The 24,126-nt window shown below is 71.5% G+C and carries 21 protein-coding genes; 10 read left to right on the top strand and 11 right to left on the bottom strand.

The window, feature by feature from the left end; translation table 11 throughout:
* The first annotated feature begins 90 nt into the window (after nt 1-90).
* Complete coding sequence (locus B100_RS0112530; protein WP_024884784.1) at nt 91-1,062, top strand: ABC transporter ATP-binding protein; 972 nt, start codon at nt 91-93, stop codon at nt 1,060-1,062.
* Nucleotides 1,055-1,714 carry an ATP-binding cassette domain-containing protein gene (locus tag B100_RS0112525; RefSeq protein WP_024884783.1) on the top strand — a complete coding sequence of 220 codons (660 nt, stop codon included), beginning with the start codon at nt 1,055-1,057 and terminating at the stop codon, nt 1,712-1,714. Before B100_RS0112530 ends, B100_RS0112525 begins: the two co-directional genes overlap by 8 nt.
* A gap of 34 nt (nt 1,715-1,748) precedes the next feature.
* On the opposite strand, the gene B100_RS0112520 is transcribed toward B100_RS0112525, so the two are convergent.
* Nucleotides 1,749-2,816, bottom strand: a complete 1,068-nt coding sequence (locus B100_RS0112520) for a hypothetical protein (protein ID WP_064751470.1) — start codon at nt 2,814-2,816, stop codon at nt 1,749-1,751.
* 200 nt (nt 2,817-3,016) lie between these two features.
* Between B100_RS0112520 and B100_RS0112515 the strand changes: the two genes are divergently transcribed.
* Nucleotides 3,017-3,541 (top strand): hypothetical protein, encoded by a 525-nt coding sequence (locus B100_RS0112515; RefSeq protein ID WP_024884781.1) that lies wholly within the window; start codon nt 3,017-3,019, stop codon nt 3,539-3,541.
* A 49-nt stretch (nt 3,542-3,590) separates the two neighbouring features.
* On the opposite strand, the gene B100_RS0112510 is transcribed toward B100_RS0112515, so the two are convergent.
* Nucleotides 3,591-5,507: an SMI1/KNR4 family protein gene (locus B100_RS0112510; RefSeq protein ID WP_024884780.1), complete on the bottom strand. Its 1,917-nt coding sequence runs from the start codon at nt 5,505-5,507 to the stop codon at nt 3,591-3,593.
* Between the two features lie 136 nt (nt 5,508-5,643).
* On the opposite strand from B100_RS0112510, the gene B100_RS0112505 reads away from it, so the two are divergent.
* Nucleotides 5,644-6,813 (top strand): DUF418 domain-containing protein, encoded by a 1,170-nt coding sequence (locus B100_RS0112505; RefSeq protein ID WP_024884779.1) that lies wholly within the window; start codon nt 5,644-5,646, stop codon nt 6,811-6,813.
* Here the strand turns inward: B100_RS0112505 and B100_RS0112500 are convergent.
* Nucleotides 6,801-10,376, bottom strand: a complete 3,576-nt coding sequence (locus B100_RS0112500; RefSeq protein ID WP_024884778.1) for an NACHT domain-containing protein — start codon at nt 10,374-10,376, stop codon at nt 6,801-6,803. The two genes, B100_RS0112505 and B100_RS0112500, sit on opposite strands and share 13 nt — an antisense overlap.
* Nucleotides 10,377-10,393: 17 nt before the next feature.
* Nucleotides 10,394-10,798: a hypothetical protein gene (locus B100_RS0112495; RefSeq protein WP_024884777.1), complete on the bottom strand. Its 405-nt coding sequence runs from the start codon at nt 10,796-10,798 to the stop codon at nt 10,394-10,396.
* A 201-nt stretch (nt 10,799-10,999) separates the two neighbouring features.
* Between B100_RS0112495 and B100_RS0112490 the strand changes: the two genes are divergently transcribed.
* Nucleotides 11,000-11,206 (top strand): hypothetical protein, encoded by a 207-nt coding sequence (locus B100_RS0112490; RefSeq protein WP_024884776.1) that lies wholly within the window; start codon nt 11,000-11,002, stop codon nt 11,204-11,206.
* 34 nt (nt 11,207-11,240) lie between these two features.
* Here the strand turns inward: B100_RS0112490 and B100_RS0112485 are convergent, their stop codons facing one another.
* The 4 genes from B100_RS0112485 to B100_RS0112470 form a co-directional block, all read right to left on the bottom strand.
* Nucleotides 11,241-11,849: a dihydrofolate reductase family protein gene (locus tag B100_RS0112485; protein ID WP_024884775.1), complete on the bottom strand. Its 609-nt coding sequence runs from the start codon at nt 11,847-11,849 to the stop codon at nt 11,241-11,243.
* Between the two features lie 60 nt (nt 11,850-11,909).
* Nucleotides 11,910-13,475 (bottom strand): sodium:solute symporter family transporter, encoded by a 1,566-nt coding sequence (locus B100_RS0112480; RefSeq protein WP_024884774.1) that lies wholly within the window; start codon nt 13,473-13,475, stop codon nt 11,910-11,912.
* A complete protein-coding gene (locus B100_RS0112475; RefSeq protein ID WP_024884773.1) occupies nt 13,472-13,798 on the bottom strand; it encodes a hypothetical protein in 327 nt (108 codons plus the stop codon). The genes B100_RS0112480 and B100_RS0112475 overlap by 4 nt, the downstream gene beginning before the upstream one ends.
* A 179-nt stretch (nt 13,799-13,977) precedes the next feature.
* Nucleotides 13,978-14,280, bottom strand: coding sequence for a hypothetical protein (locus B100_RS0112470; RefSeq protein ID WP_486585630.1), 303 nt, complete (start codon nt 14,278-14,280; stop codon nt 13,978-13,980).
* Nucleotides 14,281-14,454: 174 nt separating this feature from the next.
* Here B100_RS0112470 and B100_RS0112465 point away from each other — a divergent pair, with 174 nt between their 5' ends.
* Complete coding sequence (locus B100_RS0112465; protein ID WP_024884771.1) at nt 14,455-14,904, top strand: hypothetical protein; 450 nt, start codon at nt 14,455-14,457, stop codon at nt 14,902-14,904.
* A gap of 119 nt (nt 14,905-15,023) precedes the next feature.
* Here B100_RS0112465 and B100_RS0112460 read toward each other — a convergent pair whose 3' ends face one another.
* Together B100_RS0112460 and B100_RS35465 are read right to left on the bottom strand one after the other, a co-directional pair.
* On the bottom strand, nt 15,024-16,553 hold the full coding sequence (locus B100_RS0112460; RefSeq protein WP_024884770.1) for a helix-turn-helix domain-containing protein: 1,530 nt from the start codon (nt 16,551-16,553) through the stop codon (nt 15,024-15,026).
* A gap of 75 nt (nt 16,554-16,628) precedes the next feature.
* Nucleotides 16,629-16,838, bottom strand: coding sequence for a DUF4236 domain-containing protein (locus B100_RS35465; protein WP_078540877.1), 210 nt, complete (start codon nt 16,836-16,838; stop codon nt 16,629-16,631).
* Between the two features lie 520 nt (nt 16,839-17,358).
* Here B100_RS35465 and acnA point away from each other — a divergent pair.
* Nucleotides 17,359-20,082: an aconitate hydratase AcnA gene (acnA, locus tag B100_RS0112455; protein WP_024884769.1), complete on the top strand. Its 2,724-nt coding sequence runs from the start codon at nt 17,359-17,361 to the stop codon at nt 20,080-20,082.
* Nucleotides 20,083-20,354: 272 nt separating this feature from the next.
* Complete coding sequence (locus B100_RS0112450; RefSeq protein WP_158686715.1) at nt 20,355-20,696, top strand: hypothetical protein; 342 nt, start codon at nt 20,355-20,357, stop codon at nt 20,694-20,696.
* 299 nt (nt 20,697-20,995) lie between these two features.
* On the opposite strand, the gene B100_RS0112445 is transcribed toward B100_RS0112450, so the two are convergent.
* Nucleotides 20,996-21,988, bottom strand: a complete 993-nt coding sequence (locus B100_RS0112445) for an acetylxylan esterase (RefSeq protein ID WP_024884767.1) — start codon at nt 21,986-21,988, stop codon at nt 20,996-20,998.
* Between the two features lie 250 nt (nt 21,989-22,238).
* Between B100_RS0112445 and B100_RS0112440 the strand changes: the two genes are divergently transcribed.
* Together B100_RS0112440 and B100_RS0112435 are read left to right on the top strand one after the other, a co-directional pair.
* Nucleotides 22,239-23,228, top strand: a complete 990-nt coding sequence (locus tag B100_RS0112440; protein ID WP_024884766.1) for an ABC transporter permease subunit — start codon at nt 22,239-22,241, stop codon at nt 23,226-23,228.
* Nucleotides 23,222-24,103 carry a carbohydrate ABC transporter permease gene (locus B100_RS0112435; protein WP_024884765.1) on the top strand — a complete coding sequence of 294 codons (882 nt, stop codon included), beginning with the start codon at nt 23,222-23,224 and terminating at the stop codon, nt 24,101-24,103. Before B100_RS0112440 ends, B100_RS0112435 begins: the two co-directional genes overlap by 7 nt.
* Nucleotides 24,104-24,126 lie beyond the last annotated feature (23 nt).

Genomic DNA, 24,126 nt, shown 5'->3' with positions numbered 1-24,126 from the left:
GAGGAGGCCGGTCCGGCACCCTCGTCGCCGGGCGCCGCCCCTGAGGCTGCGGCCGCCCCAGCTGGTGCCGGGCGGAGCCGCCTCGCGCCGGTGCTGTCCGTCCGTGGGCTCTCCGTGCGGTTCCTGCTGCCCGGAGGGCGCCGTGTCGCCGCCGTGTCCGACGCGTCGTTCGACGTCGCGCCGGGGGAGTGCCTCGCCCTCATCGGGGAGAGCGGCTGCGGCAAGTCCGTGCTGGCCTCCGCCCTGCTCGGGCTCCTCCCCGCCAACGCCCGCACCGCCGGGCACGCCCACCTCGGCGACCTCGACCTGCTCACGGCCGACGAACCCACCCTCGCCCGAACCGTGCGGGGCCGCCGTGTCGGGCTCGTCCCGCAGTCCCCGGCGGCGCACCTCACGCCCGTGCGCACCATCCGCTCCCACATCGAGGAGACGGTCGCCCGGCTCACCGGCACCCGGGGCCGCGCCGCCCGCCGAAAGGCGGCCGAACGGGCGGCGCAACGCGTCGAGTTCCCCCTCGACCACCTCGACCGCCATCCGCACGAACTCTCCGGCGGCCTGGCCCAGCGTGCCGCCACCGCCCTCGCGCTCATCGGCGACGCCCCGCTGCTGCTCGCCGACGAGCCCACCACCGGCCTGGACCGCGACCTCGTGGACCGCACGGTGGACGAACTGCGCCGCCATGTGGACGCCGGCCACGCCCTGCTGATGATCACGCACGACCTGGCCGCCGCCGAACGCATCGCCGACCGCGTAGCCGTCATGTACGCGGGCCGAATCGTCGAACTGGCCGACGCACCGGCCTTCTTCGGCTCCCCGGGCCCCCGCCACCCCTACAGCCGCGGCCTGCTGGAGGCCCTCCCCGAACGGTCCTTCACCCCCGTACCCGGGCTGCCGCCCGAGCTGGGCAACCTCCCCGACGGCTGCGCCTTCGCCCCCCGCTGCCACCGCGCCACGGACCTCTGCGCCACCCCGCCGCCGTTCACGGACTCCGTCGCCTGCCACCACCCGGCCCCCGCCGGCCTGCCGGAAACGGCCCCCACCCCGGAGGACATCCGTGCTTGAGCTGCGCGCCGTCACCGCCGGCTACGACCGCCGCGCCCCCGTCGTCCGCGACGCGACCCTCACCGTCACCCCGGGCGAGGCGGTGGGCCTGCTCGGCCCGAGCGGCTGCGGCAAGTCCACCCTGGCCAGGGTCGCCGCCCTGCTGCACCGCCCGGACGCCGGCGAGGTCGTCCTCGACGGCGTTCCCGTCCACCGCTTCCGGCACCGGGCGCCCCGTGCACAGCGCACCGCCGTCGGCGTCGTCTTCCAGCAGCCCCGCCTGGCGGCCGACCCCCGGCTGCGCCTCGCCGACCTGATCGCGGAACCCCTGCGGGCGACGGGCCGGCGCGCCGCGGCCCCCGCCCGCGTGGCCGAACTGGCCGACGCCGTCGGCCTCACCCCCGACCTGCTGGGCCGCCGCCCCCACGAGGTCAGCGACGGCCAACTGCAACGCGCTTGCCTCGCCCGCGCGTTGGCCCTGGAACCGCGCTGGCTGGTGTGCGACGAGATGACCGCGATGCTGGACGCGTCGACCACGGCGGTGCTGGTGCGCGTCGTCGAGGACTACCGCGCGTCGACGGGTGCCGGCCTGCTGTCGGTCGGCCACGACCGCACCCTGCTGAACCGCTGGTGCGACCGCACGGTCCCCTGGGAGGCGGTGGCCGCGGGCTGAGGCCCCGGCGCGGCTCCGGCCCGCAGGGGACGGCTCACCACATCTGCACGTCGTCCGAGAGGTCGCCCTCCTCGAACGACGCATCACCGAACTCCTCGTCCGTGAACGCGGAGCCGACGGCCCCGGCGAAGAGCCCCCCGAGGATCTCCTCGACGCGCACCTCGGTGGCACCGGCCGGCGCCGTGGTCTTCTCGCCCTTGCCGACGCGCAGCACCAATGCGAACTTCTTGACCTTCGCCTTCTCGGCCAGCTTGGCGAGGTCCACGGACACCTCGGTCAGCTCACCGTTCTTCAGGGTGAAGTCGGCGGTGACCTTCTTGTTGGGCGCGTCCGCGAAGTCCTTGGCGGTGGGCAGCTCGTCGCCGATCGGCAGGTCCTTCTGCAGCGGCCGGAGCGTGTCGAACAGCTCGGTCACCAGGGTGCGGAACGGCGCCGTCGCCTTGATGTGCTCGGTGCCGTCCGACCCGCCGGAGGTGGTGAAGTCGACGTTCTCGGCGACGACCTTCTTCAGCGCGTTCGTCAGCTTCTTCTGCGCCTTGGCGTCGAGGCTGGGCTCCGCCGACGGCTCCTCGCCCCCGAGGGCCCCGGCACCCGCCATCCCCTTGCCGGTCTCCTCCATCTCCTTCTTCGAGACCTTCAGCCACTTGCCGTCCAGGAGCTTCTTGAACGCACCCGCCTCGGCGGGAAGTTCGTCGGCCGGCGGCATGGGGCTGCCCGAGAGCTCCCCGAGCTTCACGGCGTCCACGCGGAAGTAGACGTGGTCGCCGACCAGCCGGTACTCGAGCAGGTCGCCGTCGGCGCCGCTGACCTTCATCGCCATGGCCGTGAAGTCCTTCTCCTCGGACTTCTCGATCGGCTTCTTCGACTGCACGGAGAAGCTGATCCGCGCCTCGCTGAGCAGCTCGGCGACCTCGTCGGGCATCTCCTCGCCCGGCTCCGACGACTCGGCGTCCAGCGCCTTCAGCGACGCGGCGTCGGTGTCCAGGTCCAGCTCGAAGGAGAGCGAACGCTCCTCACCGAGCTTGTCGAAGGCGTTGTCCAGCTTCTGCCCGGCGGACAGGTTCTCCACGGTGCCGCAGGCGGCGGTGCCGGCGAGAACCATACCGGCGACGGCGGTGGTGGTCAGAGTCTTGCGCAGCGCGAAAATGACGATCTCCTCGTGAAAATGACCGCGTTGGTCATCAATGAAGACCGTTCGAGACGTCGAACGGTTGTATGGCATACGTAAGTTCCCCGGCGGTTCCGCCCGTTGAGTGCGGTGTGCGCCGACTCACCGGGCCGCCGGACGGGAAGAAGCGGGACATGTCCACTCACACGACGGCGGCGGCCGGGGTCCAGGTCTGTTCCCTCAAGCGGGACACACCGCAGACGATCCCGGCGAACAGCCCCTACACGGTCATCAGGTTCCCTTTCGGGTCCGCCGAGTCCAGCGACCACTTCACCATGCACCAGGTCAACCAGCCGGACGGGTACGTCATCACCAACTGGGACACCGACCCGCGCTCCGGACTCATATGGCCGAGCGTCGCCGGCTGGGGAACCCTGTACGCGATGATCCAGTGGGAGGCGGGCGGCTACAGCGAACTACGCGACCAGTTCGTCCGCGACCCGCTCGGTCTCACCCCGAATCCGAACGACACGACGGCCACGGAGCACCGCCCGCCCAGCCCCGGCATGCAGTGCTGGACCAAGAGCTGGGGCATCTTCGTGGACCCGGCCGTCCCCCTCGCCGTACGCGCCACCCATGACGATTCGGTGGCCCGCAAGATCGTCCTGGCCGAGTTCAAACTCGTGATCCACGAAGCCGCCTCACCCGCCCCGGCCTGACCCGCCCGGCCGGGGCCGCCCCCGGCCGGACCACTCCCGGCCGGGGTCATCACGGGCTGACGGTGACCGTGACGTACGCGAAGGCCTCACCCTCCCGGGGCGCGCGGTTCCAGGACCGGGTGGTCAGCTGCGGCAGGATGCCCTCGGCCAGGGCGTGCCGGGGGAGGGAGAGGCCGAACTCGTCCTGCACGGCGGCCAGCAGGCGCCGCTCACGGTCCGCGTCGTCGACGCCGCGCAGGACATGCTCCGGGTCGAGGGCCGCCGGCACCTGCCCCGAGCGCTCGACGTCCGTGCCGCGCAGCGTGTACGCGTACCGCTCCTCACCCCGCTCGGCCACCGAGAGGTGGAACACCGCGGGGGTGTCGTCGCGACCGCGGCGCACCCACAGCACCACCGCGCGTCCGCCGCGCGATGCGCCGGCGGCCGGGGAGACGAAGAACGTCCTGGGCTCCGAAGCCCGCGGGGCCGCGTCGAAGCCGAACGCCCACCCCGAGCCCGTCCGGCCCACCGCCATCACGGCCCGGTCCTCCCACGGCGCCGAGTCGTCCCGCTGCCCGACGTCGTACGGAAACCACCCGGCGGGACGAACGGGCGCAGCGGTCAGTCCCGTGCCCCCGTCCTCGCCCGCACCCCCGTCCTCACCGACCAGACCAGGCAGCGCCTCCGGCTCCACGCCCTCCACCCACAGACAGCGGTAGGAGCGGTGCGGGGCGTTCCACCGCTGGGGCTCCGCCAGCCAGCACAGCCCCGGCGGATCCAGGTCCGGCACCGGCTCGGGCAGCGCGCCCGTGCGGCCGGCCCGGGGCGTGGCCAGCAACTCCAGCCCCCGCTCCCGCGTCACCACCGGCCCGAGGACAGGGTCGGCCAGCAGGCCGAGCGGTGCCAGCAGGTCCGGCGCGGGCGGCGACCACGACGGCAGCCCGGCGCGGATCACCCGCCACGCGGTGTCCGTGTCACCCCAGCGGGCCGCCTCCCTCGCCTCGGCGACCGCTTGTCCGAAGGCGCCGTCCGGTGCGTAGCGGTGGGAGCCGTCGCGCACCCGGGCGAGAATCTCCTCGGCGGCTGCTTGGACGCCGTCGTCGGTCCCGGCGCCCAGCGCGAAATGACGGGCGGGGCCGCCGGGGCGGCCGTCCCGCACATGAGCGAGGGCCAGGACGGGCACCAGGTCCTGCACGCAGCGCGGATCGGCGACGAGCCCGCCGAAGCTCGCGGTATTGGCCCCGTAGCCCTGGGCCAGTGTGTCGAGCTGTCGCAGCATCCCCCAGGCCCCTGGCCGCCCGTAGCGCTCGGCGCCGGCGAGCAGGTCCCGCGCGGCTTCCCACCGCCCGCTCAGCGCGTCCTCCCGCGCCCGCTCGACCTCGGCGTCCCGGGCGCGGGTCGTGTCGTTCACGAAGTCCGGGAGCGGCGCCCGCTCGGCGTGGAAGGACTCGTACCTGCGCCGCATGTAGGCACGGAACGACGGATACCGGGTCGGGTACTCGCCGCTCCAGCCCTTGTAGACGTAGAGGGCCCACTCACCGTCGTCGTCGGTGTCGCCCGGGTCGAGCAGCGCGTAGGACATGTCGGAGTCGGTCTCCAGCTGAAGCGCGCGCTCCCACATCCCGGCGAGCAGCACCTCCCGCTCGGTCGCCCGCTCGTCCAGGCTCTCCCGGTACATCGGCGTCATGCCGAACGGGTCGCCGAACCAGCCGATCTCGTGCGCCGCACCGAGCTGGTGGATCGAATCGTCGCGCAGGCCCCATCCGTTGCTCGCCAGGAGGAACTCCCGGTAGGACGGCGGCAGTCGGGTCCCCAGACGCCGCTCGGCGTCGGCCACCTCGGCCTCGGACGCCGGCGGAGCCGCGAGCGTCAGGTCGGCGAGGGTCGTGTCCCCCTCCGCCAGCTCCATCGCCTCGTCCTCGCTCGGCACCCACTCGTCCTGCCAACGCCGCAGGAACGTCCCCCAGTCGAGCCCGTCACTGTTCATGCGCCGATGGTGGCACCCACCACTGACATCGCCGCTTCCTTGGTCCCGTCGCCCGAGGCCGGACAGGGACGAAAGTCGCCCGGCCGACGACTTCCGCCCGATGCCTTGGCCGGACGCCCGCCGATGGACTGGACGCATGCCGATCCGGACGTCCGAGCCCACCGCCGTGGCCACCCGCGCCCTCGCCCCCGACCTGGCGCGGGGCTTCATGCTCCTGTTCATCGCGCTCGCCAACTCGCACTACTTCCTGCGCGGCACGGCGGTGCTGGGCGGCTACCCACGCGACGGCTCCCCCGTGGACTCGGCCGTGACATGGCTGATCTCGACGTTCGTCGACGGCCGCGCCTTCCCGATGTTCGGGCTGCTGTTCGGGTACGGCGTCGCCCGCATCGTGAGCAGGCAGGAGGACAGCACACCTCGGTCGGTGCGGCGGCTGCTGTGGCGGCGCAGCCTGGCACTGGTCGTCGTCGGAGCCCTGCACGCACTGCTGCTCTACGTCGGGGACATCCTGGCGGCCTACGGGGTGCTGCTGTTGGTCGGAGCGTGGATGGTCCGCTGGAAGGACCGCTCACTGTTGCTGACCGCCGCGCTGTTCCTGGTCCTCGTCTCCCTGCCGGGCGGGGACTCGTCGACCATCAGCACCGATCCGCCGGACGGCGCGCTGCTCCCCGCCGACCTGCTCACGATGGTCGTGGAGCGGGCGCAGACGGCTCCCTACATCGCGCTGCTCGGACCCCTCGGGTTCATGTGCCCGTTCGCGGCGGGGCTCTGGGCGGGCCGCCGGCGGATCCTGGAGCAGCCCGAGCGGTACCGGGCCCTGCTGCGGGTCACAGCCTCCGTGGGGATCGGCGCCGCCGTCCTCGGCGCCCAGCCGGTCTCGCTGATGCTCGCGGGAGTCGTGCCCGTGCCGGACCGGCCGACCCAGGAACTGATCGGCCCGCTGCACGACGCCACGGGCGTCCTCGGCGGCTTCGGATACGCGGCGGCGGTGTCCTTGCTCGCGCTGCGGCTCGGGCCCCGCCGGGGGCCGGTGGTGAACGCGATCGCCGCCACCGGCCAACGCTCGATGACCTGCTACCTCGTGCAGTCGGTGATCTGGTCGCTCGTCTTCACGCCCTTCCTGCTCGACCTCTCCGGGACCCTGACCGTCACCACCACGGCCCTCCTGGCCCTGGCGACGTGGATGGGGACAGTCCTCCTCGCCCACCAGATGCGTCGCAGGGGTCACCGGGGTCCCTTCGAGGTGCTGGCCAGGCGGGTCACGTATGGGCGACGAGTCCGAGCAGGACGGGTTCAGCCGAGTTGAACGATGTCGCCGGCGCCCGTCTGCGCGTACATGTCGTTGACGATCTTCTGTGCCAAGGCCCGGTGTGTGGACGGAACCTCGACGCGCACCCACAGCAGGTAGGCCTGCTGGGTGCGTTCTGTCTTGTTCTGCCAGGCCCAGAATCGTTGCATGGTCATGCGGTAGCGGCCGTCACCGACCACGTCGGCCGCGTAGTACGTGGCTTCGTTGTGCTTCGTCCACGGGGTGGTGGCGTGATCGGGAGCGGAGCGCAGGTATGCCGCCGTCTGCTGGTCGCTGCAGTTCACCCCGCACCGCAGGTTGCGGATCTCGAGGCGCAGGTCGGGGAGCAGGCCGGCCTCGACGAGGTCGGGCACCGCCGTGCACGTGTACGCGCTCCGCGTGTAGCTGCCGGCCTGGTGACAGTCCATGTGTTTGGGCGCGCGGAAGACGAAAGGAGCGAACACCAGCTCCCAGATGTACGAGCGGTCGTCGTCCTGCCAGGTCGCGCCGTACACGGAACCGGTGGCCCGCCGGTTGTAGAAGGCGAAGCGGTTCTCCTTGGCGGGCAGCGCCGACTGCGGGGTGACCGAGGAGAGCGGCCCGTCGACGGCGGGCTCGGTGGCACCCCGGGAAAGGGGCTTCGGGTCACCGTCCCGTGGGCGTGTGCCGTCGAGGCCGGCCCGGTGCAGCGCCTGCCGGGCCAGGACCTGGGCGACCTCGGCAGCACGGTCGAAGGAGGCGAACTCCTCGCTGTAGTCGACCTGGACCACAGCGTTGGCGACCCGTACGCCCACTCTGGCCACCGTCCTCGAACGCTCAAGGCGGGCCGTCGTGTCGGCCGAGCGGGACCAGGCGGCCACGTACGCCTCGTGGCCGAGACCACGGAGATCCCTGTGGAAGCCGTCGTCCGACACCTCCCTCTCCCCGGCGTTGGGTGCGCCGGCGCGAAGCTGTCCGTACCGGGCCTGAGCCATGTCGCTTCCGCTGACGGTGACGCCGTTCCCGGTGAGCAGGATGCGGCTGATGCCGATGGTCACGTTGCGGCTGAACGGCGCCTGCTCGCCCACCGAGCACGAAGCAGCGTCGTCGGCGGCCACCCGGGCGGGATCCCGCATCAGCCGGGCCGCGTCCGCCGCGTCGAGCAGTGCGCAGGCGGTGGGCAGCGAGCGGACGGGTCCTGGCAGACGCTCGGCGACCACGGCACCGGAGCCCACCACCAGTTGCCCGCCGGCGACAGCGGCGGCGAGCCCCGCGGCCACGGATCGGCGAACCCGCCCGGGCGCGCTCCGGGGCCGCGCCCGCACCTCGGACGGCACACCGAGGGCGAGACGGTTCCGCAGCTCGATGTGCCGGAACCGGTAGACGCCGCCCGCCTGACGTAGCACCCCCCGGGCATGCGCGTCCTCCAGGAAGGGCAGGAGGCGCCGGGGCAGCCGGCCGGTGGCCCAGAAGTACAGGCGGGCCACGGTGAACCCGCCCCACGCGGAGGAGCCGAAGGCGAACAGCAGCCAGAACACCGGCGTCGCCACCGCCATCAGCGTCCAGTCGCCGACGGTGACGACGTCCCTGCCGCCTCCCATGGACTGCCAGGCGAGCAGCAGCACGGGCGGCAGGGCGAGCACATGCCGCAACGGCGTCGCATCGTCGGCCAGGCGGAGCGGGGAGAACCAGCCCACGGTGATCACGCTCCGCCGGTCCGCCCGCAGCAGGCCGGCCGGGCTGTCCGCCCTGGCCGGATCGGCGCCGCGCCACACGTGTCTGAGAGCTCGGCGCCCGTACCACCACACCACTACGCCGGAGAGCCAGAGGTACAGGAACGACGAGCCGTCCCGGCGGACGACGGCCGTCATCGTGGCGCCGACCGTGAGGACGGCCAGAACTCCCAGCCCTCGCTCCCACCACGAGGTGAACGCGCCCCGGAGATCTCCGCGCCCAGGGCGGCGCAGCCTGCGCGGCGGCTCCTGCCGCCCGGTGGTCCGCTCGGCCGCCTCCGCCAGGAGAGCCAGCCCGCAGAGCACCGCGTACGCCCCGGCCAGGGACGGCAGTGCCGGCCACTGCCGCCACCACGGCAGCCCGAAGGCGACGACGGCCACCGACAGCCAGCCGACCACAAGTGCGGGCACCATGACGAGCACGGAGGCGAACCGGGGAAGGGTGCGGTCCAGCCGCCACCAGGCGAAGTCCTGCTCGTTCACCGCCTTCATGTGCGCGGCGAGGAAGCCGATCCAGGTGCGGGCCTGTTGGGGTGACCAGCCGCCGTGGGCCGTCTGGATGTCGTACGAGGAGCTGTAGACGGCGTCCAGGAACGCGTCGTACAAATGGCTTTCGATGTCGGCGCGGGACAGGAACACATCCGACTCGAGCAGTTCCGAGGGATCGGCACCGACGCGGGCGTACGCGACCCGGGCGAGTTCCACCATCAGCGGAACGGACAGCACCTGCCTCAGCCGCCGTACCTCGGGTGGGGCGGCGGGTGAGCGGTCGGCGATCCGGTCCAGGACCGGTGTCCAGCGAGTGGGAGCTCGGCCGGGGCTGAGATACGCCCGTACGGTCGCTTCGCCGAGCGGCCTGAGGTGGATCTCCGTGCGCTCGAAGTCGAGCTGGTCGAGGACGTGTCGGCGGTACTCGGGTTCGCGGCTGGCGAGTACGAAGGGCCGGCGGCCGCGCATGGTCTCGCCGATCTGGCGGAGGGCGGCGGGCCGGCGGTGCTCGGGGAGTTCGTCGAAACCGTCGAGCACCGGCAGGACCCGACCTGTGAGGAGGAGGTGGAAGGCCACCTCCGTCGGCGGGACGTCGGGCGCCGGGGTGCAGGCTTCCGGGTGCGCGTCGGCGAGCTGCTCCGCCATCCAGCGCAACAGTCCCTGGTCCGGGTCCCAGGACGCCAGCGACACGATCAAAGGGACCGGATCGCCGGAGCCGCGGGTCCGGCGGTGCAGCAGGGCGTGGGCCAGGCGCAGAACGAGCACGGACTTTCCGGCGCCGGCGCCGCCGAGGACGACGAGGCGACGCGCGGGGGTGGCGGTGTAGTAGTCGGCGATGTCCGGTGGGCCGGGCCGCGCCGACGGGTCCTCCTCCTCGCCGCTCTCCTCTCTCGGCGGCGGCAGGGTCGTCCAGGCCACGTCCAGCGGGTGGGGGTCGTTGAGCCTTCTCAGGCGTTCGTCCTCGTCGTAGCGGACGACCAGGCTCTCCGTGAGCGCCTCGGCGGCGCGGTCGAGGGTGCGCTCGGTGCGCCAGGCCGCCCGGCGCCGGTGGGCCCACTTCCCGCGCAGCCAGGACCACGCGGAGAGTCCGACGGTGCCGGCAAGGAGCAGTCCGCCACCGACCACCGGTCCCGGGTCGAGCCGTGCGGGAAGAGGGAGCTCGGGGCGGGCGATGAGCAGGAACACCCCGAGCAGACCGACGGCGTAGGGCAGAACGGCCACGCCAGGATTGCGACGGGCGCCGGGCCCGCCCGCACCGTGCCCCGCGTACAGGTCGCCGTCCCCGTGCAGGGAGACGTTCTCGACGACCTGCGCGAAGACGACGTTCCGCTGGGTTCCCCCGGATATCTCCTGGTGCAGGCCGTCGCCGCCGCTCGCCACGTCCCGCTCCTCCTCGGTCAGCCCAGATTGATCGAACCGTGGACGTCGCGGGTGAAGACGACGCTGTGCTGCGTGCCGCCCGAGATCTCCTGATGCTGGGTGCCACCGCCGGCCGCCGCGCCGGACACCTGCTCCGCCTCCCGCCGCCACAGCGCCAGCGCCTCGGCGAACGCGGGGTCCTGCCGGGCGCGCAGGGCGAGACCCTCGGCCAGCCGGGCGGCGCGCTCCTCGTCGGAGGAGTCCTCGTCGAGAGCTCCGACCAAGGCGCCCACCTCGGGCTCGCCGTCACTTTGCCCGGCATCGGGCTGTCGGTCGGGTGACCCCTGCACGAGGGCCCGCAGCCGCTCCCACACACTCTGCCCGGCCGCCCCGGCGGTCCCGCTCGCCAGGGCCATGAGAAGGTCCGCCGCCACGGGTTCCACGCGTCTCCCCTTTCGCGCTCCCTCAGGAGGTACGACCTTACGCCTCAACTGGGACCCCTGGCACGCCTGTTGCCACGTTCAACAACGTCACGGCGTCGCGTGAAAGAGTTGACGGGCGCGCCGAAGCGAGGTCGGCACGCGGATCCTGTGCCGCACTCCAGAGACCGAACACCACCCCAACAAGAGGGATGCGTAAGCGCCGTGAGAATCACCTGGTTCGCCTGGCTGGCACAGCATGTCGACGAATTCGGGTACAACGACGGGCCGTTGCGCGCGTCCCTAGGGACGGGCGCCGTGGCGGTGACCGCCGTGCTGCTCTGGTTCGCACTGCACCGCAACCGGCCCGCCGCCATGACCGCCGCCGGCCTCACCTGTGCCCTGGGAGTCGGATGGCTGGCCTTCCACTGAGATGAGGACGCTCATGAAGCGCTGTTGACCGTGCCTACTCCCCGAGAGACGCCACCGCCTCCTCGTACCCGCCCGTCGGCGGCGCCGTGTCCGGCCCGTAGACCAGGTTCAGCACCCCCGTCCCGAACGTCTCCGACTTCAGCAGCCGCAGCGGGATCGACGGCTCCCCCTCGTCGAACAGGCGCATGCCCTTGCGGACGGCGACGGGGTGGACGAGGAGCTGGAGCTCGTCGAGCAGGCCCGCGGCGAGCAGCTGCCGGATGACCGACACCGAGCCGCTCAGCGCGATGTCACCTCCGGACTCGCTCTTCAGGGCGGCGGCGACCTCGGCGACGTCGCCCTGCGCCTGCTCCGAGTTGCGCCACTGGAACTCGAGCGGGCTGCGCGAGAACACGATCTTGCGCATGTCGCCGAGCTGCTTGGCGAAGCCCGCGTCCTCCGCGCCCGCCGTCTCCCGCGCCGGCCAGGCGCCGGCGAAACTGTCGTACGTCACGCGTCCGAAGAGCATGGTGTCGGCGTTGCTCAGGCCCTCGCCGACGGCCGCGCCCATCTCGTCGTTGAAGTACGGGAAGTGCCACTGGTCGGGTGCCTCGACGACACCGTCGAGCGAGATGAACAGGCTGGCGACGATCTTCCGGGACATGGTGTCCTCCTGGGGTGTCCGGTCCGTGTTACCGATTACGACCGTGCCACCGAGCGGAAATCATCGGTGCGCGGCACGCGGTGAAGACCTCAGGACGGTGTCGCCGGCCGTCCGGCGCCGATCCGTGACGCTGCCCAGCCAGCCCAGCAGGAACCCGACCGGCGTCGTCACCAGCCCCGGGATGGTCACGTCCCAGACCCGGAAGTCGTGCCCCGGCATGATCGACGTGGGGGTGCCGGACATGTACGGCGACACCGCGAGCGCCACCACGGTCACCACCGTCGCGCCCCACAGGCACCACAGCGCGCCGCGGGCGGTGAACCCGGGCCAGTACAGCGCGTACAGCAGGACGGGCGCGAGGGCGGCGCCGCAGAGGCCGAGCCAGAGCGTCGAGACGACCACCAGGTTCCAGTCGGCGCACACCACGGCGACGGCCGCGGCGGCCAGCCCGGTCAGCGCGGCGGCCCACCGCGACGCGGTGCCGTCCACCCGGCCCGCCGGGCGCCCACCGGAGGCCCCGACCACGTCCCGGCCCAGGGTGATCCCGGCGGCGAGGGTCACGTCGACCACGGCGGCCAGCGCGGTGAGGAAGAGGACGCAGGCGAGGGCCGCGACCAGGATGCCGCCGCTGTCCAGCGCCCGCCCCAGCAGCAGCGGCGTGAACACCTGCGCCGACGGACCGGCCTCCCGCAGCACCCCGCCGGCCAGCGCCGCCGCGCCGACGCCGACGACGGCGAGGGCGCCGTACAGCAGGACGAGCTCACCGAGCATCCAGCGGCCGACGGTACGGGCCCCGCGCGGGCTCTTCGTCGCGATGGCCCGCATCAGTACGGCGGGCATGGCCAGCGTGGCCATGGTCATGCCGAGGATCTGTCCGACGCGGTTCACCGCCCCGACCCATCCGTCACCCGTGTAGCCACCGGGCCGAAGGAACCCCTCGCCGGTCCCCGAACCGTTCGCGGCCGCGTCCAGCAGGCGCCCGAGATCCCCGCCGAAGCGGTGCAGGACGAGCGCGGCGGCGACCAGCAGCACGGGCAGGGCGATCACCGACTTGGCGATCATCACCACACCCGTGCCCCGGATGCCGCCGCTGACGGCCAGCGCGGTCATCACGCAGCCGATGACGACGATGCACCCGGTCCGCGCGCCGGGCTGCCCCAGCAGCGCGGCGGCCACATTGCCGACGACCACCAACTGCACCACCAGCAGCGGGAAACAGACCAGCAGCGTCACCACACCCCAGGCCACCCGCACGCCGGACCCGCCGCTGCCACGCGCGTCCAGCAGGTCCGGCGTGGTCAGCGAGGCGTGCGCCCGCAACGGCTCGATGACCAGCACGAGGAAAAGGAGCACACCGACCAGGCTGCCCAGCATCACGCCGAGCCCGTCGAACCCGGTCGTGGCGACCATACCCACCAGCACGGTGACGGTCGCGACGGTCGTGGTGTCGCCGCCCATCGCGATGCCCTGCTGCCAGGACCGCAGCCGCCGGCTGTCGGACCGCACGAGCGCGCGGTCGTCCTCGTCGGCGCCGGTGATGACGCACAGCATCAGGCAGATGACGACGAACACGGAGAACACGGCGAAGACGAGCGACCGTGAGGAGGAGTCGAGCAACGCGGTCACGCCCACCTCCGGTCGTCCCCGTCGGAGGCCGCGGTGACCTGGTCGACCCGCCGCCCGTACACGACCAGGCCGTGCACACCGATCCCGAGCGGTACGACTGCCAGCACCGCCCCGAGACTCACGGCCCCGGCGACCGGAGTGCCGTACACACCCGGCACGAGCGCGGCGGCCACCACGTACAGCACCCACACGAGGGCGATCCGCAGACCGACCCGCAAGCCGACCTTCAACCGCGCGGCCTCCGCCGGGACGTGCGCGGACAGGGCGCGGTCATCAGGCACCGGCGGCCCCTGCCGGTACGGCTCCGCTTCGTAGAACTCCAAGACGACTCCGCTCACGCACGACGATCCGGCACCCGCGGTGGGGTGCCGGCACGGATGTGGGGGTGGCCCGCGGAGTCAACCAGACGAGGAGGTGGCGTGGAGCGGGACTGTTCCCACGCCCAATCAACAGCTCACGGGACGGTGAACGCGCACTGCCCGAAGCGCAGCGGAACGAGACGTCACGGGACGAGTCCCGCGTTGGCGGCGCGGAGGAAGAGTCGCCGGTGCCATTCGTTGGCATCCGGTCCGGGGTCGGCGGTGAGGGCGGGGCCCGGTCCGGTCTCGACGAGGTGCAGCAGCGACCAGGCGAGCCCGTAGCAGTCGTCGGGGCCGAAACAGGTGAGGAGTGCCCGCGCCTCCACCGCGGTCACCGGCCGCGCGATCGCCCGGAGTTGCCCGTCACGCCAGTCGATCTCCTCCTCGTCCGCGTCCCAGTCGGGAAGCGGCCCGTCGGCGACGAACGCCCGCACCTCGTCTCTCATACCCGCATGATCGACCGCCGTCCCCGCCACGGATAAGCCGCAGGCGGCTCGGGGCTCGATCCGCCCCGGTGAACCTGTCAGCCACAGCGCAGGGAGCCGCGGCGAGCCACAATTGAACGACTTGTTTACATCAATTCGTTGACAACGGTTCGTAGGTCGTCGCATCCTCTTCTCATGTCGTCCACTCCTGAACAGCACGCCGATCCGTTCACGCCTCAGCAGCCGGAGCAGGCGCGAGCGCACCGTGTCCATGCGTCCCTGTTTCGCATCGCCGAGCGGCACGCGGTCACCGACGAGCAACGCCACCGACAGGTTCATCCTTCGGTCCTCGGACCGCACGAAGCTGTCAGGCTCGTCTCCTTCCTGCTCAGCGGGGCCGCATTGCTCGACGACGGCGAGCCGGAGGTGGACCAGGCCGACATCACCGCTGCGTTGAGCCTCGTGCCGCTGATGCGCGGGGAGATGGACGAACTGGAAACGGGACTCATGCAGATGGCACGTGGACGAGGCATGACGTGGCAAGAGATCGCCTTCGGCCTCGGGCTCGGCACTCCGCAAGCGGCCAGGCAGCGGTACGAACGACTGGCCAGCCGCAGCGAACCCGGCACGGAAGGCCCGAAATAGCCCGACACCGCGCCGACACCGCGCCGGCGAGGGGCCCGCCCGTGGAGTGTCGGTGGGCGGGCGCCCACCGACACTCCACGTCTTGGAAGCGCTCGAGTCTTCAATCCGCCTGGGTGTCCTCAGATGTCCCGGAAGATCTCGATCTGCGCCCCGATCGAGTTCAACCGCTCCGCCAGGTCCTCGTAACCGCGGTTGATGACGTACACGTTGCGCAGCACCGACGTGCCCTCCGCCGCCATCATGGCGAGCAGGACCACGACGGCCGGGCGCAGGGCCGGTGGGCACATCATCTCGGCGGCGCGCCAGCGGGTCGGGCCCTCGACCAGGACCCGGTGCGGGTCGAGGAGCTGGAGTCGGCCGCCGAGGCGGTTGAGGTCGGTCAGGTAGATGGCGCGGTTGTCGTAGACCCAGTCGTGGATGAGGGTCTTGCCCTGCGCCACCGCCGCGATCGCCGCGAAGAACGGCACGTTGTCGATGTTCAGGCCGGGGAACGGCATCGGGTGGATCTTGTCGATCGGCGCCTCCAGCTTGGAGGGCCGGACGGTCAGGTCCACCAGGCGCGTACGGCCGTTGTCCGCGAAGTACTCCGGTGTGCGGTCGTGGTCGAGGCCCATCTCCTCCAGGACCGCCAGCTCGATCTCCAGGAACTCGATCGGCACCCGGCGGACCGTCAGCTCCGACTCCGTCACCACCGCGGCCGCCACCAGGCTCATCGCCTCGACCGGGTCCTCAGAGGGGGAGTAGTCGACGTCCACGTCGATCTTCGGCACGCCGTGCACGGTGAGCGTCGTCGTGCCGATGCCGTCGACCTTGACGCCCAGCGCCTCCAGGAAGAAGCACAGGTCCTGGACCATGTAGTTGGAGGACGCGTTGCGGATGACGGTCGTGCCGTCGTGCCGCGCGGCGGCCAGCAGCGCGTTCTCGGTGACCGTGTCCCCGCGCTCGGTCAGCACGATCGGGCGGTCCGGGGCGACGGCGCGGTCGACCACCGCGTGGTACTGGCCCTCCGTCGCCGCGATGTCCAGGCCGAAGCGGCGCAGCGCGATCATGTGCGGCTCCACCGTGCGCGTGCCGAGGTCGCAGCCTCCGGCGTACGGCAGCATGAAGCGGTCCAGGCGGTGCAGCAGCGGGCCGAGGAACATGATGATGGAGCGGGTACGGCGGGCCGCCTCCGCGTCGATCGCCGCGAGGTCCAGCTCGGCCGGCGGCACGATCTCCAGGTCGACGCCCTCGTTGATCCAGCGGGTGCGCACCCCGATGGAGTTCAGCACCTCCAGGAGGCGGTAGACCTCCTCGATGCGGGCCACGCGGCGCAGCACCGTGCGCCCGCTGTTGAGCAGCGAGGCGCACAGCAGTGCCACGCACGCGTTCTTGCTCGTCTTGACGTCGATGGAGCCGGAGAGGTGCCGACCGCCCACCACCCGCAGGTGCATCGGACCGGCGTAGCCCAGGGAGACGATCTCACTGTCGAGCGCCTCACCGATGCGGGCGATCATCTCAAGGCTGATGTTCTGGTTGCCGCGCTCGATGCGGTTGACGGCGCTCTGACTGGTGCCGAGTGCCTCGGCGAGCTGGGTCTGTGTCCAGCCTCGGTGCTGCCTGGCGTCACGGATGAGCTTGCCGATGCGTACGAGGTAGTCGTCTGCCATGGGGTTGAGGCTATCTCAGATATGAGATGGCGCCTCTTGGGGGGTCCGTTCGGGTGATGGTCGGGTGATGTGACGTCAATATCCCCTGGTCCGGCGGCTGCCGGTGGTGCGCCGCCATCCGAAAGGTCCGGGCAAATCCATCGATGTCGTACGACATCCGGTACTGCTCCGGGTGTACCGGGGGCCGTTCTTCCCTCCGCCGGTGGTGATGGACCACGACTTCTTGTTGATGTTCAGCCGCACCCCCGGAAGGATCCGGAAACTCTTACGGAACGTGAGGGGCATCCTCGCCTCCTTGGTCGGTCCTGTTGTGACTGACTGTGTCTCAGTCGGATACCCCGGTCCGGAGCGGTGATGGCACCCGGTGTTCTCGCGGCCTCCTCGCCGTCTACGGCATCGACGGCGTCTACGGCCTCCTCGCCGTCTACGGCATCTACGGCGTCTACGGCCCCGTCGGTGTCCACGGCGGCCGACGTGCCCGGGTGCCCTCGACGGCTCCGGGCGCCACGGGAGCCGTGTCACCCGTGGCGCCCGGCCCGCCGCGGCGGGAGGGTGGAGGGGAGGAGGACAGTGCGCCCGCGGAAGGGCGCCGGGAGCGGGCGCACCGGGGCCACACCGGAACCCGGGCATGACCATTCCGCGCCCGTGTACTAGAGTTATCTCGACATCGAGATATCTGCCGAGGCGCACCGCGGTCGCCACGCGAGTTAGGTCAACCTAACTTAGCCTGACCTCACCTCAACGGCCAAGCCGGCGTGGCGGCACGATTGACGGTGGTACGCGCACATCAATGAAGGAGACTGTCGTGTCGGCGAACAGCTTCGACGCCCGCAGCACGCTGCAGGTGGGCGACGAGTCGTACGAGATCTTCCGGCTGGACAAGGTCGAGGGCTCCGCGCGCCTTCCCTACAGCCTGAAGGTGCTGCTGGAGAACCTGCTCCGCACGGAGGACGGCGCGAACATCACCGCCGACCACATCCGTGCCCTGGGCGGCTGGGACTCCCAGGCGCAGCCGTCGCAGGAGATCCAGTTCACGCCGGCCCGCGTGATCATGCAGGACTTCACCGGCGTGCCCTGTGTCGTCGACCTCGCCACGATGCGTGAGGCCGTGAAGGAGCTCGGCGGCGACGCGGCGAAGATCAACCCGCTGGCGCCGGCCGAGCTGGTCATCGACCACTCCGTCATCGCCGACAAGTTCGGCACCAACGACGCCTTCAAGCAGAACGTCGACCTGGAGTACGGCCGCAACAAGGAGCGCTACCAGTTCCTGCGCTGGGGTCAGACCGCGTTCGACGAGTTCAAGGTCGTCCCGCCCGGCACCGGCATCGTCCACCAGGTGAACATCGAGCACCTGGCCCGTGTCGTCATGATCCGCGACGGCAAGGCGTACCCCGACACCCTGGTCGGCACCGACTCGCACACCACCATGGTCAACGGCCTCGGCGTCCTCGGCTGGGGCGTCGGCGGCATCGAGGCCGAGGCCGCCATGCTCGGCCAGCCGGTCTCCATGCTGATCCCGCGCGTCGTCGGCTTCAAGCTCACCGGTGAGCTCAAGCCCGGCACCACCGCCACCGACCTGGTGCTCACCATCACCGAGATGCTGCGCAAGCACGGCGTCGTCGGCAAGTTCGTCGAGTTCTACGGCGAGGGTGTGGCCGCCACCTCCCTGGCCAACCGCGCCACCATCGGCAACATGTCGCCGGAGTTCGGCTCCACCGCCGCGATCTTCCCGATCGACGACGAGACGCTGAACTACCTGCGCCTGACCGGCCGCAGCGACCAGCAGGTCGCCCTGGTCGAGGCGTACGCCAAGGAGCAGGGCCTCTGGCTGGACCCGAAGGCCGAGCCGGACTTCTCCGAGAAGCTCGAGCTGGACCTGGCCACGGTCGTCCCGTCCATCGCCGGCCCGAAGCGCCCGCAGGACCGCATCGTCCTCGCCGACGCCAAGACCCAGTTCGCCCAGGACGTGCGCAACTACGTCAAGGACGGCGGCGACGTCGACGAGGCCAGCAAGGAGTCCTTCCCGGCCTCCGACGCCCCGGCCATCTCCAACGGCGCGCCCTCCCACCCGGTCGAGGTGACCGCCCCCGACGGCACCACCTACACCCTGGACCACGGCGCGGTGACGGTCGCGGCCATCACCTCCTGCACCAACACCTCCAACCCGTACGTCATGGTCGCCGCCGCGCTGGTGGCCAAGAAGGCGGTGGAGAAGGGCCTGACCCGCAAGCCGTGGGTCAAGACCACCCTCGCCCCGGGCTCCAAGGTCGTCACCGACTACTTCGAGAAGGCGGGCCTGACCCCCTACCTCGACAAGGTCGGCTTCAACCTGGTCGGTTACGGCTGCACCACCTGCATCGGCAACTCCGGCCCGCTGCCGGACGAGGTCTCCAAGGCCGTCAACGAGCACGACCTGGCCGTCACCTCGGTGCTGTCCGGCAACCGCAACTTCGAGGGCCGGATCAACCCGGACGTCAAGATGAACTACCTGGCGTCCCCGCCGCTGGTCGTCGCCTACGCGCTCGCCGGTTCCATGAAGGTGGACATCACCCGCGAGGCCCTCGGTTACGACCAGGACAACAACCCGGTCTTCCTGAAGGACATCTGGCCCTCCGAGGCCGAGGTCAACGACGTCGTGGCGAACGCCATCGGCGAGGACATGTTCTCCAAGTCCTACGCCGACGTCTTCGCCGGCGACGCCCAGTGGCAGGCGCTGCCCATCCCGACCGGCGACACCTTCGAGTGGGACAGCGAGTCCACCTACGTGCGCAAGCCCCCGTACTTCGAGGGCATGCAGATGGAGCCGGCCCCGGTCGAGGACATCGCCGGTGCCCGCGTGCTGGCCAAGCTGGGCGACTCGGTCACCACCGACCACATCTCCCCGGCCGGCGCCATCAAGGCCGACACCCCGGCCGGCAAGTACCTCACGGAGCACGGCATCGAGCGCCGTGACTTCAACAGCTACGGCTCGCGCCGCGGCAACCACGAGGTCATGATCCGCGGTACGTTCGCCAACATCCGCCTGCGCAACCAGATCGCGCCGGGCACCGAGGGCGGCTACACCCGCGACTTCACGCAGGACGGCGGGCCGGTCTCCTTCATCTACGACGCCTCGCAGAACTACCAGGCCGCCGGCGTCCCGCTGGTCGTCCTGGCCGGCAAGGAGTACGGCTCCGGCTCGTCCCGTGACTGGGCGGCCAAGGGCACCGCGCTCCTCGGCGTCAAGGCCGTCATCGCCGAGTCGTACGAGCGCATCCACCGCTCGAACCTCATCGGCATGGGCGTCCTGCCGCTGCAGTTCCCGGAGGGCCACACCGCCGAGTCCCTCGGTCTGACCGGCGAGGAGACCTTCTCCGTCTCCGGCGTCACCGCGCTCAACGAGGGCACCACCCCGAGCACGGTGAAGGTCAGCACCGACACGGGCGTGGAGTTCGACGCGGTCGTCCGCATCGACACCCCCGGTGAGGCCGACTACTACCGCAACGGCGGCATCCTGCAGTACGTGCTGCGCAGCCTGATCCGCAAGTAAGCGGCAGGCAGGGCGGACCGAGGGCCGCATCCCCGCAGGGGGGTGCGGCCCTCGGCGTCCTACGGCTGGTCCCCTCGCGTGCGGCCGGATACGCGCGGTAACCGTTTACAACCCCGCGCCCCGGCGCTAGCGTCCCTCTCACGGGCGGGGTGGGAGCGCTCCCATGAGCGTGGCGGACCGGAACCCGCCGCCGGGGCGCCGCCACCTCGTCCGGCCCCGCGTCTCCGTCATCCGTCGACCCCCACAGCGCGGACGGAAGTGGTCACGTGCTCATGAACGCGCCAACGCCCGCCCGTGCCGGCGCCCGGCCGGCGCTGCGTACCGGCAGCAGGGTGCTGTTCGTCGTCCTGGTCTGCCTGCTGGCCGCCGTGCCCGCCGCCGGGCTGGCCCTGACGTCCGGCGCCGTCACCCAGACCCGCACGGGCGCGCTGCCGCGCCCTGACGTTCTCGGCCTGCTGTGCCGCAAGGACGCGCCGGAGGCTTCCGCGCGTGCCGGCCGCGCCGCCGGAGGTGCCGTGCGGCCCGTGCCGGTGGCCTGTGGTCTCCGGGCGGCGCTGCCCGCGGCCCGGTGGACCGTCCACGGCGGGACGGTCCTGTCGTGCCGGGCTGGTTGACGTCCGCCCCTGGGTGGTTCCGGGGGCGCATCAATGCCGCAGTCCCGTGCCGGCGTGCCGGCCGCGCAGCCGGAGGCGCTGGGCGTCCCGTGCTGGTGGCCCGTGGTCTCCGGGCGGCCCTGTCCGCGAACCGGCGGACCCTCCACGGCGGGACGGTCCTGGCGTGCCGGGCCGGTTGACGTCCCCTGCCGGGCGGCGCGGGCGCGTGCCCGCTGCGGCCCTCGCCGCCGGGCGGCATGACACCTCGCGCCCCCGGTGCCGGCCCTCGGGCGCTGCACCCGCCCGCGGATGCCCGCCCCCTACCTCCCCAACACCTCCCGCGCCCACCCCAGTTGCCGGCGTACATGTACCGCGTCTCCGCCCTCGTGGCCGTTGTACGGGTAGGCGTGCAGGACCTTGCTGGGCCGGCCGCCCGACAACTCCGCGTAGCGGTTGAACGCCGCGTACGTCCCGCTCGGCGGGCACACCGTGTCGCGCAGGCCCACGCCGAAGTGGGCCGGGGCCTGGGCGCGGCGGGCGAAGGAGACGCCCTCGACGTGGCTCAGGGTGCGGTGGGCGGCCTCCTCGGCGCCCCGGTGGACGGCGAGGTACGCGCTGATCTCTCCGTACGGCGGCAGGTCGGTGAGGTCGAGCGCGCGGCGGATCCCGCACAGGAACGGCGCGGTGACCAGCACCGCGGCGAGGTCGGGCATCAGCCCCGCGACCGCCAGCGCCAGACCCCCGCCCTGGCTGTTGCCCACCGCCGCGACCCGGGAGGCGTCCACGCCCGGCAGCGCGCGGACCGCGTCCACCGCGCGCACGGCGTCGGTGATCAGCCGGCGGTAGTGGTAGTCGTGCGGGTCGAGCAGTCCGCGTACCGCCGGTCCGGGGCCGCCCGGGGCGTCGGCGTGCGGGTCGGGGGTGTCGCCGCCGCAGCCGTACTGGTCGCCCTGGCCCCGGTTGTCCATCAGCAGGTGCGCGTATCCGGCGTTCACCCAGGTCAGCCGCTCGTGGGGGAGGCCCCTCCCGCGTCCGTACCCCGCGTACTCCACCACGGCCGGCAGCGGGGCCCTCGCCCCCGCGGGACGGCTGAACCAGGCGCGTACCGGGTCGCCCGCGAAGCCCCGGAAGGTCACGTCCCAGGTCTCCGTCAGCCGCAGCCCGCTGTCCACCGGCCCGGCGGAGACGACGACGTCGCCCGCGTCCGACGCCTCGTCCAGCGTCCGCTTCCAGAACGCGTCGAAGTCCGGGGGTTCGGTGACGTCCGGGCGGTGGCGTTCCAGCTCGGCCGGGGGCAGGTCGAACGCGGGCACGCGGCACCTCGCAGGGTCGGACGGACGCGGCCCGATCGTTGCGGGCGTACGGCAGAAATTTCGGGGACGGTAACAGATCCAGAGCCCGCTCCACAGCGCTGCGTTCCGGACTTTCGCGCCACCCCGTCGTAGGCGAAGTCCCGCGCGCACCAAGCATTGACAGCGCTTACCCCGGCTCATAGGTTGCCGCGGAGTTACCGACATGTGCTCGAAAGTTTCGGATCCGCGTCAGGCACGGGAGGCCCGAGCGATGAGCAGCCCCACCACGTCGGCTCCGCCCCGGGACACGCAGGACCCGCCGCCGGCACCCCCGCGCCGCCGCATCCGGTCACCCGCGCGTACCGGATGGCGGCGCGCGCTGCGCAGGGACTGGCAGCTCTACTCGCTGGCCGTGCTGCCGCTGCTGTTCTTCCTGGTGTTCCGCTACCTGCCGATGATCGGCAACGTGATCGCGTTCCGCCGCTTCGAGCCGGGCGGGTCGATCCTCGGCGAGTACTGGGTGGGGCTGCGCTACGTCGAGATGTTCCTGTCCGACCCGACCTTCTGGCAGGTCTTCAGGAACACCCTGTGGATGGGCGGGCTCACGCTCGTCTTCTGCTTCCCCGTCCCGATCGTGCTCGCCCTGCTGCTCAACGAGGTCCGCCGCAGGTCGTTGAAACGATTCGTGCAGTCGGTGTCCTACCTGCCGCACTTCCTGTCCGTCGTGATCGTCGCCGGCATCACGATGCAGATGCTCGCCACGGACGGGCCGGTCAACCACGTCCTCGGCTGGTTCGGGCACGACCCGGTCCGCTTCATCCAGGAGCCCGACTGGTTCCGCACCGTCTACGTCGGCTCGGAGATCTGGCAGACCGCCGGCTGGGGCACCATCCTCTACCTCGCCGCGCTCACCACCATCGACGAGGACCTGTACGAGGCCGCCCGGATCGACGGTGCGAACCGCTGGCGGCAGATCTGGCACGTCACCCTGCCCGGCATCCGTCCCACCATGATCACGCTGCTGATCCTCAACATCGGCACGTTCATGGCCGTCGGCTTCGAGAAGGTCCTGTTGCTGTACAACCCGCTGACGTATCCGACCGCCGACGTGATCTCCACCTACCTGTACCGCACCGGGGTGGAGTCCAACAGCTTCAGCTACGCCGCCGCCATCGGCCTGTTCGAGGCGGTCATCGGCCTGGTGCTGATCACCTCGGCCAACCAGCTGTCGCGCCGCACGGTGGGGACGAGCCTGTGGTGAGCACCGTCCGCCCCTCCCGGGGGCAGCGCGTCTTCCAGGGCGTCAACGGCGTCGTCCTCACCCTGGTCGTCCTGATCACGCTGTATCCGTTCGTCAACATCGTCGCCCGGTCGTTCAGCGGCGAGAAGGAGATCCGCGCCGGTGACGTGACGCTGTGGCCGAAGGGCGTCAACCTCACCACGTACGAGATCGTCTTCTCCGACTCGATGTTCTGGCGCAACTACGGCAACACCGTCCTCTACACGGTCGTCGCCACCGCCGTCGCCATGGTGCTGACCACCTGCTACGCCTACGTCCTGTCCAAGCACCACCTCAAGGGCCGCGGCGCGCTGGTCGGGATCGCCGTGTTCACCATGTTCTTCACCGGCGGCCTCATCCCCAACTACGTCCTGGTCACCAGCCTCGGGCTGAAGAACAGCGTGTGGGCCATCGCCCTGCCGAACGCGATCAGCGTCTTCAACCTGCTGGTGATGAAGGCCTTCTTCGAGAGCCTGCCGTCGGAGCTGGAGGAGGCCGCGCAGATCGACGGCCTGAGCACCTACGGCATCCTGCTGCGGATCGTGCTGCCGCTGTCCAAGGCGGTCGTCGCGACCATGGTGCTGTTCTACTCGGTGTCCTTCTGGAACTCGTGGTTCTCGGCGTTCCTCTACATGGACCGCACCGAGCTGATGCCGGTCACCGTGTATCTGCGCAACCTCCTCGCGGGCGCCACCGGCGGCACCGGCGCCGGCGCCACCACGGAGAACCTCACCCAGGTCAACGCCAACATCCAGGCCGTGACGATCGTGCTCACCTCGCTGCCGATCCTCTGCGTGTACCCCTTCGTGCAGCGCTACTTCGTCTCCGGCGTGATGCTCGGCGCGGTCAAGGGCTGACGACCGCCGGCGCTCCCCCTCCG

It is taken from the genome of Streptomyces sp. CNH189, assembly GCF_000527195.1.
This window is presented reverse-complemented; position numbering and strand designations above follow the sequence as displayed.

Coding starts and splice junctions, on each gene's coding strand:
- B100_RS0112520 (WP_064751470.1), bottom strand. CDS start 2,816: ATGGTTCTCGCCGGCACCGCCGCCTGCGGCACCGTGGAGAACCTGTCC.
- B100_RS0112515 (WP_024884781.1), top strand. CDS start 3,017: ATGTCCACTCACACGACGGCGGCGGCCGGGGTCCAGGTCTGTTCCCTC.
- B100_RS0112510 (WP_024884780.1), bottom strand. CDS start 5,507: ATGAACAGTGACGGGCTCGACTGGGGGACGTTCCTGCGGCGTTGGCAG.
- B100_RS0112505 (WP_024884779.1), top strand. CDS start 5,644: ATGCCGATCCGGACGTCCGAGCCCACCGCCGTGGCCACCCGCGCCCTC.
- B100_RS0112485 (WP_024884775.1), bottom strand. CDS start 11,849: ATGTCCCGGAAGATCGTCGCCAGCCTGTTCATCTCGCTCGACGGTGTC.
- B100_RS0112470 (WP_486585630.1), bottom strand. CDS start 14,280: ATGAGAGACGAGGTGCGGGCGTTCGTCGCCGACGGGCCGCTTCCCGAC.
- B100_RS0112465 (WP_024884771.1), top strand. CDS start 14,455: ATGTCGTCCACTCCTGAACAGCACGCCGATCCGTTCACGCCTCAGCAG.
- B100_RS0112460 (WP_024884770.1), bottom strand. CDS start 16,553: ATGGCAGACGACTACCTCGTACGCATCGGCAAGCTCATCCGTGACGCC.
- B100_RS35465 (WP_078540877.1), bottom strand. CDS start 16,838: ATGCCCCTCACGTTCCGTAAGAGTTTCCGGATCCTTCCGGGGGTGCGG.
- B100_RS0112450 (WP_158686715.1), top strand. CDS start 20,355: ATGAACGCGCCAACGCCCGCCCGTGCCGGCGCCCGGCCGGCGCTGCGT.
- B100_RS0112440 (WP_024884766.1), top strand. CDS start 22,239: ATGAGCAGCCCCACCACGTCGGCTCCGCCCCGGGACACGCAGGACCCG.